This window comes from Micromonospora sp. NPDC005979 (assembly GCF_040614415.1).
In the GTDB taxonomy this organism is placed as follows: Bacteria; Actinomycetota; Actinomycetes; order Mycobacteriales; family Micromonosporaceae; genus Micromonospora.
The window spans coordinates 19,989-36,941 of sequence record NZ_JBEXUR010000020.1 but is presented as its reverse complement, the minus strand read 5'-3'; the positions used below and the strand labels follow the sequence as shown (position 1 = coordinate 36,941).

At 73.6% G+C, this 16,953-nt stretch carries 16 protein-coding genes; 9 read left to right on the top strand and 7 right to left on the bottom strand.

The features are described 5' to 3' along the window. Positions 1 to 8: 8 nt before the first annotated feature. A complete protein-coding gene (gene fabG / locus ABZ272_RS27005; RefSeq protein ID WP_355052725.1) occupies positions 9 to 713 on the bottom strand; it encodes a 3-oxoacyl-ACP reductase FabG in 705 nt (234 codons plus the stop codon). 155 nt (positions 714 to 868) lie between these two features. Between fabG and ABZ272_RS27000 the strand changes: the two genes are divergently transcribed. The 4 genes from ABZ272_RS27000 to ABZ272_RS26985 all read left to right on the top strand — a co-directional run bounded on the left by ABZ272_RS27000 (position 869) and on the right by ABZ272_RS26985 (position 5,027). Beyond that, positions 869 to 2,119 carry a histidine kinase gene (locus ABZ272_RS27000; RefSeq protein ID WP_355052724.1) on the top strand — a complete coding sequence of 417 codons (1,251 nt, stop codon included), beginning with the start codon at positions 869 to 871 and terminating at the stop codon, positions 2,117 to 2,119. Continuing rightward, on the top strand, positions 2,116 to 2,778 hold the full coding sequence (locus ABZ272_RS26995; RefSeq protein ID WP_355052723.1) for a response regulator transcription factor: 663 nt from the start codon (positions 2,116 to 2,118) through the stop codon (positions 2,776 to 2,778). The genes ABZ272_RS27000 and ABZ272_RS26995 overlap by 4 nt, the downstream gene beginning before the upstream one ends. 99 nt (positions 2,779 to 2,877) lie before the next feature. Next, the gene (locus tag ABZ272_RS26990; protein ID WP_355052722.1) at positions 2,878 to 3,777 is read left to right on the top strand and encodes an alpha/beta fold hydrolase; all 900 of its coding nucleotides are present in this window, start codon (positions 2,878 to 2,880) and stop codon (positions 3,775 to 3,777) included. Beyond that, entirely contained in the window at positions 3,774 to 5,027 is a 1,254-nt protein-coding gene (locus tag ABZ272_RS26985) for an acyltransferase family protein (protein ID WP_355052721.1), read from the top strand. The genes ABZ272_RS26990 and ABZ272_RS26985 overlap by 4 nt, the downstream gene beginning before the upstream one ends. Positions 5,028 to 5,414: 387 nt before the next feature. Here the strand turns inward: ABZ272_RS26985 and ABZ272_RS26980 are convergent, their stop codons facing one another. Genes ABZ272_RS26980 through ABZ272_RS26970 form a run of 3 tightly spaced genes read right to left on the bottom strand, consistent with a single transcriptional unit; the run spans position 5,415 to position 8,448 of the window. Continuing rightward, the gene (locus ABZ272_RS26980) at positions 5,415 to 6,365 is read right to left on the bottom strand and encodes a VWA domain-containing protein (RefSeq protein WP_355052720.1); all 951 of its coding nucleotides are present in this window, start codon (positions 6,363 to 6,365) and stop codon (positions 5,415 to 5,417) included. Continuing rightward, the gene (locus ABZ272_RS26975; RefSeq protein WP_355052783.1) at positions 6,362 to 7,363 is read right to left on the bottom strand and encodes a DUF58 domain-containing protein; all 1,002 of its coding nucleotides are present in this window, start codon (positions 7,361 to 7,363) and stop codon (positions 6,362 to 6,364) included. Before ABZ272_RS26975 ends, ABZ272_RS26980 begins: the two co-directional genes overlap by 4 nt. Next, positions 7,342 to 8,448 carry a MoxR family ATPase gene (locus tag ABZ272_RS26970; protein ID WP_355052719.1) on the bottom strand — a complete coding sequence of 369 codons (1,107 nt, stop codon included), beginning with the start codon at positions 8,446 to 8,448 and terminating at the stop codon, positions 7,342 to 7,344. The genes ABZ272_RS26975 and ABZ272_RS26970 overlap by 22 nt, the downstream gene beginning before the upstream one ends. 240 nt (positions 8,449 to 8,688) lie before the next feature. On the opposite strand from ABZ272_RS26970, the gene ABZ272_RS26965 reads away from it, so the two are divergent. The 3 genes from ABZ272_RS26965 (at position 8,689) to ABZ272_RS26955 (ending at position 11,410) form a co-directional block, all read left to right on the top strand. Beyond that, positions 8,689 to 8,919 (top strand): hypothetical protein, encoded by a 231-nt coding sequence (locus tag ABZ272_RS26965; RefSeq protein WP_355052718.1) that lies wholly within the window; start codon positions 8,689 to 8,691, stop codon positions 8,917 to 8,919. Positions 8,920 to 9,246: 327 nt separating this feature from the next. Beyond that, a complete protein-coding gene (locus ABZ272_RS26960; protein WP_355052782.1) occupies positions 9,247 to 9,786 on the top strand; it encodes a PH domain-containing protein in 540 nt (179 codons plus the stop codon). Between the two features lie 304 nt (positions 9,787 to 10,090). Further along, positions 10,091 to 11,410 (top strand): PH domain-containing protein, encoded by a 1,320-nt coding sequence (locus tag ABZ272_RS26955; RefSeq protein ID WP_355052717.1) that lies wholly within the window; start codon positions 10,091 to 10,093, stop codon positions 11,408 to 11,410. A gap of 98 nt (positions 11,411 to 11,508) precedes the next feature. Here ABZ272_RS26955 and ABZ272_RS26950 read toward each other — a convergent pair whose 3' ends face one another. Next, on the bottom strand, positions 11,509 to 12,579 hold the full coding sequence (locus tag ABZ272_RS26950; RefSeq protein ID WP_355052716.1) for a phosphatase PAP2 family protein: 1,071 nt from the start codon (positions 12,577 to 12,579) through the stop codon (positions 11,509 to 11,511). 139 nt (positions 12,580 to 12,718) lie between these two features. Between ABZ272_RS26950 and ABZ272_RS26945 the strand changes: the two genes are divergently transcribed. Together ABZ272_RS26945 and ABZ272_RS26940 are read left to right on the top strand one after the other, a co-directional pair. Next, positions 12,719 to 13,123: a hotdog domain-containing protein gene (locus ABZ272_RS26945; protein ID WP_355052715.1), complete on the top strand. Its 405-nt coding sequence runs from the start codon at positions 12,719 to 12,721 to the stop codon at positions 13,121 to 13,123. Next, the gene (locus ABZ272_RS26940) at positions 13,120 to 13,950 is read left to right on the top strand and encodes an MBL fold metallo-hydrolase (protein ID WP_355052714.1); all 831 of its coding nucleotides are present in this window, start codon (positions 13,120 to 13,122) and stop codon (positions 13,948 to 13,950) included. Before ABZ272_RS26945 ends, ABZ272_RS26940 begins: the two co-directional genes overlap by 4 nt. Before the next feature lie 102 nt (positions 13,951 to 14,052). Here ABZ272_RS26940 and ABZ272_RS26935 read toward each other — a convergent pair whose 3' ends face one another. Continuing rightward, the gene (locus ABZ272_RS26935) at positions 14,053 to 15,882 is read right to left on the bottom strand and encodes an RICIN domain-containing protein (protein WP_355052713.1); all 1,830 of its coding nucleotides are present in this window, start codon (positions 15,880 to 15,882) and stop codon (positions 14,053 to 14,055) included. A gap of 88 nt (positions 15,883 to 15,970) precedes the next feature. Continuing rightward, positions 15,971 to 16,906, bottom strand: coding sequence for a carbohydrate kinase (locus tag ABZ272_RS26930; protein ID WP_355052781.1), 936 nt, complete (start codon positions 16,904 to 16,906; stop codon positions 15,971 to 15,973). Positions 16,907 to 16,953: the final 47 nt, after the last annotated feature.

Below are 16,953 nucleotides of genomic sequence, written 5' to 3'. Positions count from 1 at the left end.
AGAGAAGGTCAGTGGCCCATGCCGAGGCCGCCGTCGACCGGGATCACGGCCCCGGAGACGTACCCGGCGCCGTCCGACGCCAGCCAGGTGACCACGGCGGCCACCTCGTCCGGGCTGGCCATCCGGCCGGCCGGGATGGACTTGCGGATCTCCGCCTTGCGGTCGTCGGACAGGCCGGCGGTCATGTCGGTGTCGATGAAGCCGGGCGCCACCACGTTGGCGGTGATGTTGCGGCTGCCCAACTCGCGGGTGACCGAGCGGGCGACGCCGACCAGGCCGGCCTTGCTGGCGGCGTAGTTGACCTGCCCGGCGCCACCGGAGAGGCCCACCACCGAGGAGATGAAGATCATGCGGCCCCACTTGGCCCGCAGCATCTTGCCCGAGGCGCGCTTGGCGACCCGGAACGCGCCGGTGAGGTTGGTGTCCACCACGTTGGTGAACTGCTCCTCGGACATCCGCAGCAGCAGCGTGTCGTCGGTCATGCCGGCGTTGGCGACCACCACCTCGACCGGGCCCAGCTCGGCCTCGACAGCGGTGAACGCGGCGTCGATCGAGGCCGCGTCGGTGACGTCGGCGCGTACGCCGAACAGCCCTTCGGGGGCCTCGCCACTGCGGTGGGTGACCGCCACCCGGTCGCCCTGCTTGGCGAAGGCCTGCGCGATGGCCAGGCCGATTCCCCGGTTGCCGCCGGTCACCAGCACGGTACGGGCCACGGTTCCTCCTTGCGACTGCTCAGCATGGACGCGTCGGAGCCTAGGCGTTACCCGCAAGTAAGCGCTAACGGGTGTGGCGTCCCACCCGGGTACGACGTGGGGATCAACCTGCGGGGGCACGCCTGGTGGCGCCCTCGGCCCGTAGCCTCCGGGTGGTGAACCGGCAACCTGTCGTCGTGGCTCTGGGAGCGCTGGGGCAGGCTTTGTGGGGCCGGGACGCCCCGCCGGCCCGGCCGCTGCTGGCCCGCTGGCCGCGGCTCGCCCGGTACGCGGCCCCGGCCGGCCTGCTCGCCGCGCTCGGCCTCTTCTGGATCACACTGGCCGTCGAGCTGGATCTGGGCCTTCCGACGCTGGTGGCGGTGCTGTTCGCGGCGATGACCGTGGCGCCGCTGCTCGCGCTGCCCCGGCGTCCCCTGCTGGCCTGGCGGCTGACGGTGCTGGCCCTGCTGGTGTGCACCTTCAACGCGCCGGCCAACCAGCCCGGACCGTGGACCCCACCGCTGGCCCTCGGGTCGGTCGCGGTGGTCGCGCTGACCGTCGCGCGGGTCGACCGGCCGGTGCTGGCCTGGGTGGTGGTGATCACGGCGGTGCCGGTGCTCACCCTGGTCCGCCCCGAGAACCGGGCCGCCGTCCTGGCGCTGCTCGGCGCGCTGGCGATCGTCGGCGACCTGATCCGGCGCAACCGGTTGTCCCGCCGGGCGCTCGCGGCGCAGACCGAACTGAGCGAGCGGGAGCAGGAGCGCCGCGCGGTGCTGGAGGAGCGCACCCGGATCGCCCGTGAGCTGCACGACGTGGTGGCCCACCACATGTCGCTGATCGCCGTACAGGCCGAGACCGCGCCGTACCGCCTCGACGACGTGCCCGCACCGGCCGCCGCCGAGTTCGCCGCCATCGCCGGCTCGGCCCGCGACGCGCTGACCGACATGCGGCGGCTGTTGGGGGTGCTGCGCAGCGAGGCCAGCGGGCCGCAGACCGCTCCGCAGCCCGACCTGGCCGACCTGGGCGCGATGGTGGACGCGGCCCGTCGCGCCGGGCTGGCCGTGACCCTGGACGCCGAGCCGCCGGGTCCGGTGCCCGCGCCGGTCGGGCTGGCCGCGTACCGAATCGTCCAGGAGGGCCTGGCGAACGCGGCCCGGCACGCGCCCGGCGCCGCGGTGCGCGTCACCGTCCGCTCCGGTCCGTCCGCTCTGGAAGTACGCGTCGACAACTCCCCGCCCGACGCCCCACCGACCGCCTTCCCGCGCGGTGCCCCACCGACCGCCGACGGCGGGGCGGGGCACGGGTTGACGGGCATGCGGGAGCGCGCCACCTCGCTCGGCGGTACGTTCACCGCCGGGCCGCTACCCGACGGCGGGTACGCGGTGGCGGCCGAACTGCCGTACGAGGTGGGGAGCCTGGACACATGATCAAAGTGCTGATCGTCGACGACCAGGCGATGGTCCGGCAGGGCTTCGGCGCGCTGCTCGCCGCCCAGCCCGACCTGCTGGTGGTGGGCGACGCCGCCGACGGCGCGCAGGGGGTCGCCGCCGCCCGTCGGCTCGACCCGGACGTGGTGCTGATGGACGTGCGGATGCCGGTCCTGGACGGGCTGGCCGCCACCCGTCAACTGTTGGGCGACCGCTCGGCGCAGCGCCCCCGGGTGCTCATCCTCACGACGTTCGACCTGGACGACTACGTGTACGAGGCGCTGCGCGCCGGCGCGAGCGGCTTCCTGCTCAAGGACGCGCCCGCGGCCGACCTGGTGCAGGCGGTGCGGGTGGTGGCCGCCGGGGACGCGCTGCTCGCCCCGGCGGTGACCCGTCGACTGATCGCCGAGTTCGCGGCCCGCCCGGACCGTCGCCGGCCCCGCCCCACCGACCTGGCCGGGCTGACCCCGCGCGAGACCGAGGTGCTGCGGCTGATCGCCCGGGGCCGCAACAACACGGAGATCGCCGCCGACCTGGTGGTGGCGGAGCAGACCGTCAAGACGCACGTCGGGCGCATCCTGGCCAAGCTCGGCCTGCGCGACCGCGCCCAGGCCGTGGTGCTGGCGTACGAGACGGGTCTCGTCGCCGCCGGCGAGTAGCGCCTCGGGGCCACCCGGGAGACAGCTCCCCGGTACGACGACCGAGACCCGTTCGCCCCCGCACTCTCCCCTCTCGGACGTCATTCGGGAGGGGAGAACATGGTGCGACGACGAGGTGTCACACGTGTCGCTCTGAGCGCGTTGCTCGGGGCGGGCCTGGTCCTGCCCGGCACACCGGAGCCGGTCACGGAGGTGGGGTTCGTCGAGGCGTACCCCGGCACGGCGGCGGCGATGCGCGCGGCCGGCGCCCCGTACGCGGACTGGGCGGCGGACGGACGCCGTTTCCTGGCCTTCGACCCGCGCGGCGACGGGCGGGCGGTGGAGGTCCTCGGCGACCTGGCGGGCGCGGACCGGATCGCGGTGCTCGTGCCGGGGGTGGGCAGCACGCTCGCCGACTTCGACCGCGGACTGGGCGGGGTGCCGCGGCGGGCGCCGTCGGTGCAGGCGGGGCAGCTGTACGGGCAGGTCCGGTCGAGCGACCCCACGACGCGGGTGGCCGTGCTGGCCTGGCTCGGCTACGACCCGCCCGACGGGTTGGTGGGCGCGGCCAGCGACGCCGACGCCCGGCGTGGGGCGACCGGACTGGCCCGGCTGCTGCGGGAGCTGGTCGCGCGCCGTCCGGCCGCGACGATCACGCTGATCGGGCACAGCTACGGGGCCCTGGTGGCGGCGCTGGCGGCGGCGCACGCCCCGGCGCAGGTCACCGACGTGGTCAGCCTCGGTGGCGTCGGCGCAGGTGTGCCGCGCGCCGACGATCTGCGCGCCGGACTGCGGTTCTGGGCGGCCGAGGCGCCGTCCGACTGGATCCGCCGGGTGCCGTCCGTGCGGTTCGCCGGCCTCGGGTACGGGCGTCGCCCCGGCGATCCGGCGTTCGGGGCACGCCCGCTGCCGGTGGACGGGGTGTCCGGGCACGACGACTACCTGACCACGGGCACCGCCACCCTGATCGCGGTCGCGGCGGTCGTGCGGGGCGCCGGTCCGGTCGAGGACGCCCGATGAGCCGCGACCGTACGGTCGACGCGCTGCGGGCGTACGCGATCGGCGGGGTGGTGCTCGGACACTGGCTGGTCACCGGGCTGGTGCTGACCGGTGACGGCGGGCTGCGTCAGGCCAGTCCGCTGACCGCGCTGCCCCCCCTCGCCCCGGTCACCTGGGTGCTACAGACGCTCGGGCTGTTCTTCTTCGCCGCCGGCTTCGGTTCGGCCCGGTCGTTGGCCCGTCACCGGGGCACCTCGGGCGGCTGGCTGGCCCGCCGTTCGCGTCGGTTACTGCTGCCCACGGTGGCGCTGCTGGGCACCGGGGCCGCCGTGCTGCTGGCCGCCACCGTTGCGGGCGCGCCGGAAGACACACTCGCCGTCGGGCTCCACCTCGCGACCAGCCCGCTCTGGTTCCTGGCGCCGCTGCTGCTCCTGGTCGCCTTGAGCGGCCCGCTGCGCGCGGCCGTACGCCGATGGGGAGTTCTGCGCTGCGCGCTGCCGGCGGTGGCCGTGGTGGCGGCGAGCGACCTCGCGGTCCGCCTGCTGCCCGACGGCGTCACCGTGCCGCCGGTCAGTGTGGTGGCGGCCTGGTCGGTGCCGTACCTGCTCGGCGTGGCGTACGCCGACGGACGGCTGGCCGGCCGGCGGGCGGCGGGACTGCTCGCCGGTGGCGGGGCCGTGACGCTGGCCGTGCTGGTGGCGGTGGGCTATCCGATCAGCGCGGTCGGCGTGCCCGGTGCCGGCGTGTCCAACCTGAACCCGCCCTCGCTGCTGGCCGTGGCGCTGGCGGTCACCCAGGTCGGGCTGGGTCTGCTGGCCCGCGCCGGGTGGGAACGGCTGCTGGACCGGCCGCTCGTGGGCCGGGCGGTGGCCGCGGTGAACAGCGACGCCGTGCGGATCTACCTGTGGCACCAGCCGGTGCTGGTCGCGGTGACCGCGCTCACCGCCCGGGGTGGCCTGGACCTGCCCGGACTGCACACGACGCCGGACGGCCCCGGGTGGGTGCTGGCCCGGTTCTGCTGGTTGCCGCTGCTCGCCACGGTGCTGGTCACGGTGGTACGCGGCGGGCGCGGGAGCGCCTCGACGCCGCGTCCGCCCGGGCCGGACCGACCGCGCGGTGGAGCGCTCACGGACCGGTCGGCCGAGTGCGTGCCGAGAGCGGCTCAGGTGTACGATCATCGACGTTCGGACCGGGCCGACCTGCAGGAGGTGATCGCTGTGCGAGATAGCGATCCTCCCAGTCGTGGCCGGGCCGATGGTCAGCCCCGCTGAGCCACGACTCAGTCTGGCGAGCTGACCCCGCTCCGCTCCCACACCACCTCGGCCAACGCCGCGGTGCGTGCCGCGCCGTCCGGTCACCGGACGGTCGCCGGGAGCCGCCCGGTCACGACTTCGTGTGCGCGTCCCCACCCCCTGCGGTCCGCCCCCGCTCGCGGACCGTCCAGCCGCCACTCGGAGCCGTCCATGAGCCGCTACGTCGCCCCGCTGGGCTTCACCCTCGCCGCCGTCTGGGTGGCCGTCGTCTTCGTCCTGGCCGGCGGCGGTCACTGACCACCACCGGCCGTTCGTCGGCCGCTCGCTTCGCCGTCCCGGCCGACGGGCATCCCGCCCGTCGGGCGCCTCGGACCCGCGCCGGCCGACGGGCGTCCCGGCCGACGGTCAGATCATCCGTGACGACCAGAGCAGGCTGAGCGCGCCGGCGCAGAGCGCCAGCAGCAGCGCCAACCCGGCGTACCACTGGGTCACCTCGCGCGGCTCGGTCCGGAAGCCGATCGAACTGCCCATGTCCTGGTAGACCTGCTTCAGCTCACTCACCGAGGCCGCCTCGTAGAAGTAGCCCTCGGTCGTCTCGGCCAGCTCGGCGAGGGCCAGCCGGTCCACCGGCACCCGTTGGAGCTGCCCGCCGATGTCGACCTGACCCGTGTCGGTGCCGAACGCGATGGTGGAGACCGGCACGTTGGCCGCCTGCGCGGCGGCCGCCGCCTCCTCCACCGACCGACCCGAGGTGCGGAACCCGTCCGACAGCAGCACGATGCGCGCCGGCGGGATACCCGCCGCGCCATCGGCCGGCACCGACCGGATCGCCTCCAGGCAGGTGAACACCGCCTCACCCGTGGCGGTCGCCTCGGCCAGCACCAGCCCGTCGATCCCGGCGGTCACCGCGTCCCGGTCCTTGCCCGGCGGCACCAGCACGTTCGCCGCCTTGGCGAACGAGACGAGGCCCAGGTTGTAGCTCGCCGGCAACTCGGCCACGAACTGCTTGGCCGCCTCCTGGGCGGCCTCCAACCGGTTCGGCGCCACGTCGTCGGCCTGCATCGACAGCGACACGTCGATGGCGAGCATCACGGTGGCCCGCTCCAACGGCTCCTTCGTGTCGATCGCGGGGCGGGCCAGGGCCGTGGCGAGCACCAGCAGACAGAGCAGGAACGCGGTCGCCGGCACGTGCCGCCGCCAACCCAGGCCCTTCGGCGCGACCGTACGCAGCAGGTCCACGTTGGTGAACCGCATCGCGTACGCCCGGCGGTGCAGTTGCCGCCAGACGTAGAACGCGGCGAGCGCGAGCACCGGCAGCACAGCCAGCAACCACCACGGTTGCAGAAAACGGATCATCGTGTCGTCCCCCGGGTACGCGCGTGCCGCTGCGCGGCCACGAAACGCACCATGTCGAGCAGCCAGTCTCGGTCCGTACGCAGACGCAGGTGGGCCGCGCCGGCGCCGCGCAGCGCGGCGGCGATCGTGGCCCGTTGAGCGGCGGCGGCCTCCGCGTAGCGCTGCCGCAGCCGGGGGTCGGCGGTCTGCACCTCGTGCAGCTCACCGCTCTCCGGGTCGACCACCGGAAGCACCCCCACGTCGGGTAGCTCCAGCTCGCGGGGGTCGACCACCTCGATCGCCAGCACGTCGTGCCGTACGCGCAGCTTGCGCACCGGCCGGGCCCACTGCTCGGCGGGCGCCAGGAAGTCCGAGACCACCACGGCCACCCCGCGCCGCCGGGGCGGCCGGTTGAGCATGTCGACAAGCGCGCCCAGGTCACCCCGGCCGGGCTGGATCGCCGTGCCGGCGACGGCCCGCAACAGGCCCTGCGCCTCCTTGCGACCGGAGCGGGCCGGCAGGCGGGTGAACGCGCCCGGACCGGCCGGAGGCGGCCCGCCCCGCCAGCGCCGCGCCGGTGTGGACGTGCCGCCGCCGGTGCCGATCACCGCGCCGATCCGGTTGCCACCGCGCACGGTCAGGTGGGTGATGGCGGCCGCGGCGGCCACCACCACCTCCCGCTTGAGCCACTGCCCGGTGCCGAAGTCCAGGCTGGCCGAGAGGTCCAGCGCCAACCAGGTCTCCAACTCCCGGTCGGCGACCGTCCGTCGCACGTGCGCGGTCGTGGTCCGCGCGGTCACCGGCCAGTCCATCCGGCGTACGTCGTCACCGGGGCGGTACTCCCGCGACTCCCCCGCCTCGCTGCCCGGCCCGGGGAGCAGACCGGCGTAGTCGCCCTGGAGCAGACCGTCGAGCTTGCGGGTGACCAGCAACTGGAGTCGGGAGAGCACGGCCTCGCTGCGGTCACCCAGAGGGGCGGGACGAGGGGTGGGTGAGGTCACGGCCGCTGCCCGGGCCAGCCCGCGCCGGGTGGTGGGGCGCTCGACGGCGGGGTGGCCTGCTGCCGGGGCGCGACCGACGGAAGCGGAATCGTCGACATCACCCGCTGCACGATGTGGTCGGCCGGCACGTCGTCGGCGAGCGCGTCGTAGCTGAGCACCAGCCGGTGCCGCAGGATGTCCGGGGCGATGTCCTGCACGTCCTGGGGCAGGGCGTAGTCCCGTCCCCGCAGCAGCGCCAGCGCGCGGGTGGCCCGGACCAGACCGAGCGAGGCGCGCGGGCTGGCCCCGTACTGGATCAGTTGGGCGACGTCCGGCATGCCGTGCTCGGCGGGCGTACGGGTGGCCAGCACCAGACGAACCGCGTAGTCGACGAGCGCGTTGTGCACGAAGACCTGGTCGGCCTTGCGTTGCAGAGCGATCAACTCGGGGGTGTCGAAGACCGCCGTCGGTTCCGGCGCGGCCACGCCCATCCGGTAGACGATCTCCCGCTCCTCGGCATCGGTCGGATAGCCCACGACGATCTTCATGAGGAACCGGTCCCGCTGAGCCTCGGGCAGCGGGTAGACACCCTCCTGCTCGATCGGGTTCTGGGTGGCCATCACGAGGAACGGGTCGGGCACCCGGTGGCTCTCCCCGCCGATGGACACCTGCCGCTCGCTCATCACCTCCAGCAGCGCCGACTGCACCTTGGCGGGAGCACGGTTGATCTCGTCGGCGAGCAGGAAGTTGACGAAGACCGGGCCCAGCTCCACGTCGAACTTCTCGCTCGACTGCCGGTAGATCCGGGTGCCCATGATGTCGGCCGGCACCAGGTCGGGGGTGAACTGCACCCGGGCGAAGGACCCGCCGACGACCTTGGCGAGGGTCTCCACGGCCAGGGTCTTGGCCACGCCGGGCACACCCTCGAGCAGGCAGTGGCCGCGCGCGAGCAGCGCGACGAACATCCGCTCGACCATCCGGTCCTGGCCGACGATCACCCGTTTGATCTCGAACAACGCCTTCTCCAACAGGGTGGCGTCCTGTGCGGGCGTGGTCACCGGGGCGGGCGCCTGGGGTGCCGCCCCGTTGGGCGTCGGGGCGTCGGGCGTGGTCGGCTGGGCCACCGGTCCTCCACAGCGTTTGTCGGTCGTCGCGGCTGGTGCGGTATCAAGACTCGCATGCCTTCCTGAGTGTCGAGGTGGGGAGAACCCGATTTTCGCCACGCGGTCCCGAGCATCGAATCGCGCGTCACGGGTGGACAGGGACCGGGCCGCCGCGTGTACGATTCATCCCGTCGCCGGGCGGCTCCCCCCGTGGCCGCCCGGCGCTCAAACTTCCTCCCCGGCCGCCCTAGACTGGCCCGGATGAACGTCCCCACCCCCGCCGACGAGGCCCTGGTCTGTTCGGCACGAGGCTGCCGCGCCCCCGCCGTCTGGGCCCTGAAGTGGAACAATCCCCGCCTGCACACCGCCGATCGGCGCAAGACCTGGCTGGCCTGCGCCGAGCACCGGGAGACTCTCGGAGCGTTCCTGGACGCCCGTGGCTTTCTTCGTACCGTCACTCCGGTGTCCGGATCGCCTACCCTCGACGTGTGAGCGAGCGATGAGGCACAGCAGCGTGGCGGTGCGGGGCGCGTGGAACGGATCTGGTCGATGAGTCCGGAGGACCGCGCCGACCCACCGGCTTCCCCCGGCCCCACCGCCCCGTCCCCACCGACCTCCCCGGCGGCGGCACCGCCCAGCATCGCGCCGCCGCCCGGCGCCTTCCCGGCGCCCGGCACGCTCGGCCCGGACCCATCGCCGCCGGACGCCTCGTCGCCGGCCCCGCTGCCGCCGAACGCCGTACCGCCGTCGCCCGGTCACGCCGCCCTCTCGCCCCCGCCCGACCTGCCGGCCCCTGGCCTCCTGCCACCTCCCGGCCCCGTGTCGGCTCCCGGCCCTTCGGCGGTGGGCAACGTCTCCGCGACGTCGGACCGCGACCCGTTGGAGCCGTGGCCCGACACCGTACGGTGGCAGCCGATCTCGACCGACCTGATCTGGGTGGAGTTGATCCGACTCGCGATCGTGGTGGCCATCGGCCTGGCCGTGACGGCGGTCGGCTGGGCACTGAGCGGTCACTGGCTGTTCGGACTCGCCCTCGCCACCGTGCTGGTGCTCGGCGGGTGGCGGGCCACGGCCATCGTCCGGGCGGTACGCGCCTGGGGCTACGCCGAGCGCGACGACGACCTGCTCGTGCGGCACGGACTGCTGGTCCGACGGTTGTCCATCGTCCCGTACTCCCGCATGCAGTTCGTCGACGTGAGCGCCGGCCCGCTGGAGCGCGCCTTCGACCTGGCCACCGTGCAGTTGCACACGGCGGCGGCCGCCAGTGACGCGCGGGTTCCCGGCCTGCGTCCGGCGGAGGCATCCCGACTGCGCGACCGGCTCACCGCGCTCGGCGAGGACCGGGCGGAAGGGCTGTGACCACCCGCGCGGGCGACCGCCGACGCCATTGGGCGCTGGCTCGATGAGCGAGAGCCCCGTGGAGCCCGGCACCGTGCCGCCACCCCCCGACAGCGACGCGTCCCCCGCCGGCCCGCCGCACGTTGGTGGGCTGCCGCACGCCGGTGGGCCGCCGCACGTTGGTGGGCCGCCGCATCCTGGCGGGTTTTCGGATGCCGGCGGGACGCAGTACCCAGCTGCGCCGCTGCACGCTGCCGCGCCGCATCCGGCCGGGCCGCCGCATCCCGCCGGGCAGCACGGGGCGGTCCAGCCGTGGCCCGCCCCGGTGAGTGGCGGTGGCGGGGAGCCTCGACAGCGGCTGCACCCGCTCAGCCCGCTGCTGCACGGTGCCAAGTCACTGGTCGTGGTGATCGCCGGCCTGTCCTGGTCGACACTGTCGCGGGTCGGCTTCGGTTGGTTCGCCGCCATGGTGGTGGTGCTGGCGCTCGGCGCGACCGTGCTGTCGGTGATCAGCTGGTACAACACCGGCTACCACGTGGTGGGCCGCGAGCTGCGGGTGCACGAGGGGCTGCTCTGGAGGCGTACCCGGGCCATCCCGTTGGAGCGGTTGCAGGCCGTGGAGGTGGTCCGGCCCCTGCTCGCCCAGCTCACCGGCTTGGCCGAGCTGCGCCTGGAGGTCGTCGGAGGAGGCAAGACCGAAGCGCCGCTGGCGTACCTCGGGGTGGCCGACGCGGCCCGCCTGCGGGAGCGGCTGCTGGCGCTCGCCGGACGCGTGGTGCCGCCCGGCGACACCGCGCCCGCGACGCAGGTCGAGACGCCGACGGCCGTGCGGGCTCGGCCACTGCACGCGGTACGCAACCGGGACCTCCTGGTCAGCCAGTTGCTCACCCCGCAGGCGTTCCTGCTCCCGTTCGGCGTCGCCTTCGTCGTGGTGCAGTTCGTCACCGCCGGGTCGTGGTCGTTCATCGCGGTGGCGAGCACGCTGACCGCGATGGCCGGTGTGCTCCTGCAACCGATCCGTCGGGTCCTCGACGACTGGAACTTCCGGCTGGCTCGCGACGGTGGCACCCTGCGGGTACACAACGGCCTACTGGAGACCCGCGCGCAGACCGTGCCGCTGGACCGGGTCCAGACCGTACGGGCCACCTGGCCGCTGCTGTGGCGGTTCAACGACTGGCTGCGACTGCGGTTGGAGGTGGCCGGCTACTCGCTCGCGGAGGCCGACGACCGCAACCGACCGGACCGGCTGCTGCCGGTGGGTGACCTGCCGACCGCCACGATGATCGTCGGCGAGGTGCTGCCCGGCGTACGCCTGGACGCGCTGACGCTGAGCCCGCCACCGCCCCGGACGCGTTGGCTGCACCCGCTCGGACGCGGCGCGCTCGGCGCGGGACTGTTCGATCGGGTCTTCGCCACCCGGTCCGGGCTGCTCACCCGGCAGTTGGCGATCGTGCCGTACGCCCGCATCCAGAGCGTGCGCGTCGTGCAGGGGCCGGTGCAACGCCGGCTGCGCCTGGCGACCGTGTACGCGGACACGGCCGGCGGCTCGGGCGCGGCGGCCCAGGACCGCGACCTCGCCGAAGCCTGGTCCCTGGCAGCCGAACTAACCCGCAGAGCCCACCAAGCCCGCCACCAAACCCCCTAACCCCCACCCACACCCCACCACTGCGGTTGATCAAGAGGTTTGCGTCAAGAATCGGGCACTCGGTGACGCAAACCTCTTGATCAACAAGGACGGATCGGTCAGTGGTCGGCGGGGACCGAGCGGTGGGTGGTGGGGGTGCTGTCTGGAGTCGGGGGATCGGGCTGGTTGGCCGGGGGGTCGGGCTGGTTGGGGGGCGGTTGCGTTCCGGCCTTCGGGTGGCGAGTGCGGTAGGACCTCCACGCCCGCTCGGCAAGGCCGACGACCAGGTAGGTCAGCCCGACGTACGTCCAGCCCACCAGCACGTCGATCACGTAGTGCTCGCCGGAGTAGACCAGGGTGAAGGTCATCGCCAGGGGGTACGCGAGCAGCAGCGGCCACCAGCGGCGACGGGTGGTGTGCAGGAAGAACAGCACCACGAACAGCGCCCACGCGGTGTGCAGCGACGGCATGGCGGCGACCGGGTTGGAGGCGATCTGGCCGGCGTTGAGCACGTTGCCGGCACCGTGCATGCCGAACGCCTTCCAGCCCCGGGTGGAGATCCGCGCCACCTCGGTGAGCAGGCCGTTCTGCGCGGCCCACCAGGGCGGCGCGGCCGGGTAGACGAAGTACGTGACCAGGCCGGCGGCGCACAGGAAACCCCACCGCCGCATGTAGGCGGCCCAGCGGTGCCGGTCCCGCATCCAGAGCACGGCGGCGGCGGCCAGCGCCACCACGAAGTGCGAGAAGTACACCCAGCTCGCCGCGATGTCCCACCAGTGCACCTGTGGGCGGTAGAGATGCTGCTGCAACCAGACGGTGGGCACCTCCCCACCGGTGGCCCAGCCGAACATGAACCGGTCGGCGACGATCAGCTCCATGGCGTGCGGGGTGGCGCCGTTGTCGGCGAACCCGCGCGAGAGGTTGTACGCGGCCAGCAGCAGCACCACCGGCACCCAGTCCCGGGCGAAGCGCAGGTGGCTGCGCCACGGGCGGTCGCTGTTCCAGGCGATGGTCCCGAGCCAGATCCACACGAAGGCGTACGCCGGGTCGGTGGGCAGCCCGATGCCGAGCCACGCGGCGACGAAGGCGACCGCCCAGATCGTCATGGCGACGATGCGCCGACGACCCGCGTCCGGGGACGCGGGTGGGTCGGTCCGGGCGGGGGGCTGGGGGTCAGTCACGACGGCCATCGCGGTCAAGGTTAACGACGGCTACGGCATCGACCGACGGGTACCACCCGGCGGGGCGACGCACAGGTGGGAGGGCGGGCGGCGCCGGGATCGCCGGGCGCGTGCTCGACGGGGTCGCCGAACACCTAGGCTGACGACCATGCAGGAGCAGCCCGAGCCGGCCCTCGCGCCGGGTCTGACCGCCCAGGTCGAGCTGACCGTCACCGACGCGGACACCGCCCAGGCGGTCGGTTCGGGGGACGTACCGGTGCTGGGCACACCCCGGGCGCTCGCGCTCGCGGAGGCGGCCACCGTCGCGGCCACGGCGACGGCGATGCCGCCTGGTTCGACGACGGTCGGCACCCGGGTCGAGCTGGAGCACCTCGCGCCGACGGTGGTGGGCCGCACGGTACGGGCGCAGGCGCTGCTGACGACGGTCGACGGTCGGCGGTTGTCGTTCGAGGTCAGCGTCTCCGACGGCGACCAGACGGTGGCCCGGGGCCGGGTGGACCGGCTCCTGGTGGACCGGCAACGCTTCGTCGACCGGGCCGGGCGGGCGTCGTGAGCGGCGGGTTCGTCGAGGTCGCCGACCGGGTGTACGTGCGTGTCGAGCCCCTGCTGCGGGTCAACGTCACCCTCGTCGTCGGCGACGACGGGGCGCTGCTGGTGGACACGCTCTCCTCGGCGGGGCAGGCGACCGAGCTGGCCGCCGCCGTCCGGGGAGTCACCGACCGTCCGCTGACCCTGGTCAACACGCACCACCACTACGACCACTGCTTCGGCAACGCCGTCCTGGCCGGCGAACCACCCCGACCGGTGTACGCGCACGAGCGGGCCGCCGCCGCTCTGCGCGACGACCCGGAGGGGCTGCGCCGGGAGGCGTACGAGGAGGTGCGCGCGGAGCACCCGGAGCTGGCCGCCGACCTGGCGGACACCCCGCTGCTGACCCCGACGCACGTGGTGCACACGGAGACGAGGCTCGACCTGGGCGGCCGGCGGGTGCTGCTGCGGCACCCGGGGCGCGGGCACACCGACTCCGATCTGGTGGCGCACGTGCCCGACGCGGACGTGCTCGTCGCCGGCGACCTGGTGGAGCAGAGCGGCCCGCCCGCCTTCGAGGACTCGTACCCCCTGCAGTGGCCGGACGCGGTCGCGGACCTGCTGCGGCTGACGACGCCGGGCACGGTGGTGGTCCCGGGCCACGGCGACGTGGTGGACGTCGACTTCGTCCGGGCCCAGCACGCCGAGCTGGTACGGCTGGCCTGGCTGATCCGGGCCGCGCACACCGGCGGCGCGCCGCCGGAGCGGGTGGCCGCCGAGGCGCCCTTCGGGGCACGCGCGGCCCTGATCGCCGCCCGCCGCGGCTACCGCGAGCTGAACGGCGAAGCCTGACCCCGAAACCCGCGCCGATCTTGCACTTTCTGTGGCGACATACCCCGGATACGGGACGAATCGTCAACCGAAAGTGCAAGATCGGCGCGGAAAGGGGGGAAGCTAGACCGCCGTGCGGCGCCACTGTTGGTTCGTGGCGGTGGTGCAGGTGGATTGCACGGCGCGGGCGCCGTCGGTGGTGGCGGCGTTGAGGATGGTCAGGCACTTGTTGCTGTGTCTCGCTATCAGCTGGACTGCGCCGGTGGTGCCAGTGTCCTGGACGCGCCACTGCTGGTTGGTCCCCCCGTTGCAGGTCCACTGGGTGACCCGGACGCCGTCGGCGGTCGCGGACGCGCCGCCGTACACGTCCAGGCACTTGCCGCTGTGCACGCTGACCACCGTCTGGTAGCCGCTACCGGCGTCCTGGAACCGCCACCGCTGGTTGGCCTGCCCGTTCGCGCTCCACTGCACGATGTCGGCACCGTCGGTCGTGGCGTTGTTGGAGACGTCCAGCAGCTTCCCGCTGTGCTGGGCGGCGAGGGTGTACGCGGTCGGCACCGGCACGGTGCTTCCCGGGGTCAGCCGGTACAGCCCGGAGCCGTGGGCCGCGAGCGAGCGGGTGAGGGTTCCGGTCACCGTGCCGAGGGCGGCGCCGGACCACAGGTCGGTCACGGTGGCCGAGCCGATCCCCAGGTCGGCCAGGTTGACCGAGACGTTCGCCGTGCCGCTCTCGCGGTTGAACAGGGCGAGGTAGCGGTCGGTGCCGCCCGGCACGTCGGCGGTCCACGCCTGCCGGGTGCCGCCGGTGAGCTGACGGTTGTTGGCGCTGTTCTGGTCGACGGCCAGCACGGCGGTGTTGGTCATCAGCGCCAGCTCCGAGGCGCGGTTCTCGACCAGGTTGCCGCCCCACATCAGCGGCGCGCGGTTGATCGCCCAGAGTGTCATCAGGGTGCGTTGCTCGTCCGAGGTGAGGTTGGAGTAGCGCGGTGAGCCGACGGGCCCGTACTTGGAGAGCCGGCCGATGGGGATCATGTCCGGGTCGGGCCAGGCGCCGGTGGCGCGGTACGGGGTCCAGTTGCGGAGTTGGTCGAAGAGGGCGTCGACGGACGACCAGTTGTCCCAGAGGTCGTTGACGATCCGCCACATGTGCGCGTTGGCCTGGACGTGGCTTCCGCTGGCCAGCGGGGTCGCGCCGGGCGACAGGCTGAGCACCATCGGACGGCCACTGCGCTGGATCGCCAGCTTGTAGCCCTCGATCTCCGCCTGCCGGTAGGTCGGCGCGGCGATGTCGTCCACCTTCACGAAGTCGATCCCCCAGGACGCGAGCAGTTGGAACACCGAGTCCAGGTAGCTCTGCGCGCAGGGGTTGGACATGTTCAGGCCCCACATGAGGTTGAGCCAGGCCGCGGTGGTGCTGTTGTTGATCTGGTTGGCGCGGCAGCTGGTGCCCGAGATCGGGACGTTGTCGGCCACCGCCTGGCGGGGGATGCCCCGCATCAGGTGGACCCCGACCTTCAGGCCCTGGGCGTGGATGTAGTCGGCCAGGGGTTTGAACCCGTTGTCACCGGTGGCGGAGGGGAATCGGGTGGTGTCGGGCAGCAGCCGACCGTTGGCGTCCATCCGGAGCCGGGGTTGCAGGTTGGAGTCCTGGTTGGGGCTGTTGTTGTGTCGTCCGGGGTAGTACCACCCCCAGTCGATGACGATGTACTGCCAGCCGGACTGCCGCAGGTTGGTGGCCATGTAATCGGCGTTCGCCCGTACGTCGGCCTCGGTGACGCTCCAGTTGAACGAGTCGTAGCTGTTCCACCCCATCGGCGGGGTGCTGGCCACCGCGTTGTCCCAGGCGCGCGCCGGCTCCGGAGCACTGACGGCGACGCCGCCGACGGCAACCAGGGCGACGACCAGTACGGCGGCGAGGCGGCGGAATGACGGTGGTACCAGGACGAGTCTCATCGGAGTCTCCCGGATAACACGCAGGAAATAGGCAGACGCCGATGTTAACGTTCACATAACAGGGACGTCAACCAGCCGTCACCCGCCCTCAACCGCCGAAGCGGCGTTCGACCTCGACGCGGGTGGGCATGGCGGTGGCCCCGCCCGGCGACTCACAGACCAGACCGGCGACCCGCAGCGCGAACGCCACCGACTCGACCCAACCCGTCGGATCGGCCGGCTCGCCGTCGCGGAGCAGGTCGGCGATGAGCGCGGCCATGACCGAGTCACCGGCGCCGGTGGCGTCGACGGCGTCCACCTTCGGCGCCGGCACCCGCACCGGGTCGGCCTCGGCGGCGGCCAGCACCGCGCCGGCCGCGCCGAGCGTCACCACCACGGTGGACGCGCCCAACTCCCGCAGGTACGCGGCGACCCCCTCGACCGGCTCACCCGGATACAGCAGCGCGGCGTCGGCGCTGCTCAACTTGACCAGGTGCGCGCCCGCGGCGAACTCCGCCACCACCTGCCGCAACCCGTCCATCGCGACCGGCCCGTCGAGCAGTCGCGGACGGACGTTCGGATCGAGGACCCGCAGGCCGGTGGCGAGCGACCAGGCCCGGCGGGCGGCGGCCAGCGTGCCCGGCTCGAGCAGCACGATCGAGCCGCAGTAGAGCACGTCGGCGCCCTCGGTCAGCGCCAGGTCCACGTCGTCCGGGCCGAGCAGGCCGTAGGAGCGCGGCTCGCCGTAGAAGTGGAAGTCCGGTTCCGGGCCGGCGTACGTCACCACCGCCAGCGTGGTCGGCGCGGACACCGTGACCGCACCGGCCAGGCCGACGCCGACCCCGCTCAGGAAGTCGCGGATCCGCTGGCCCAGCACATCGTCACCGAGCGAGCCGACGAACTCCGCCGCCCCGCCGAGCCTGGTCACCCCGACGGCGACGTTGAGCGGGCCGCCACCGATGACCTGCCGGTAGACCCGCTCCCCGTCGACGTCGCCGTCGAGCAGGTCGACGAGCGCCTCGCCGAGCACCACCGCGTACCCCATCAGAGCCCCCTCGCCGTCGGCGGCCGCGACGGCCGTCTCGCCCCAGG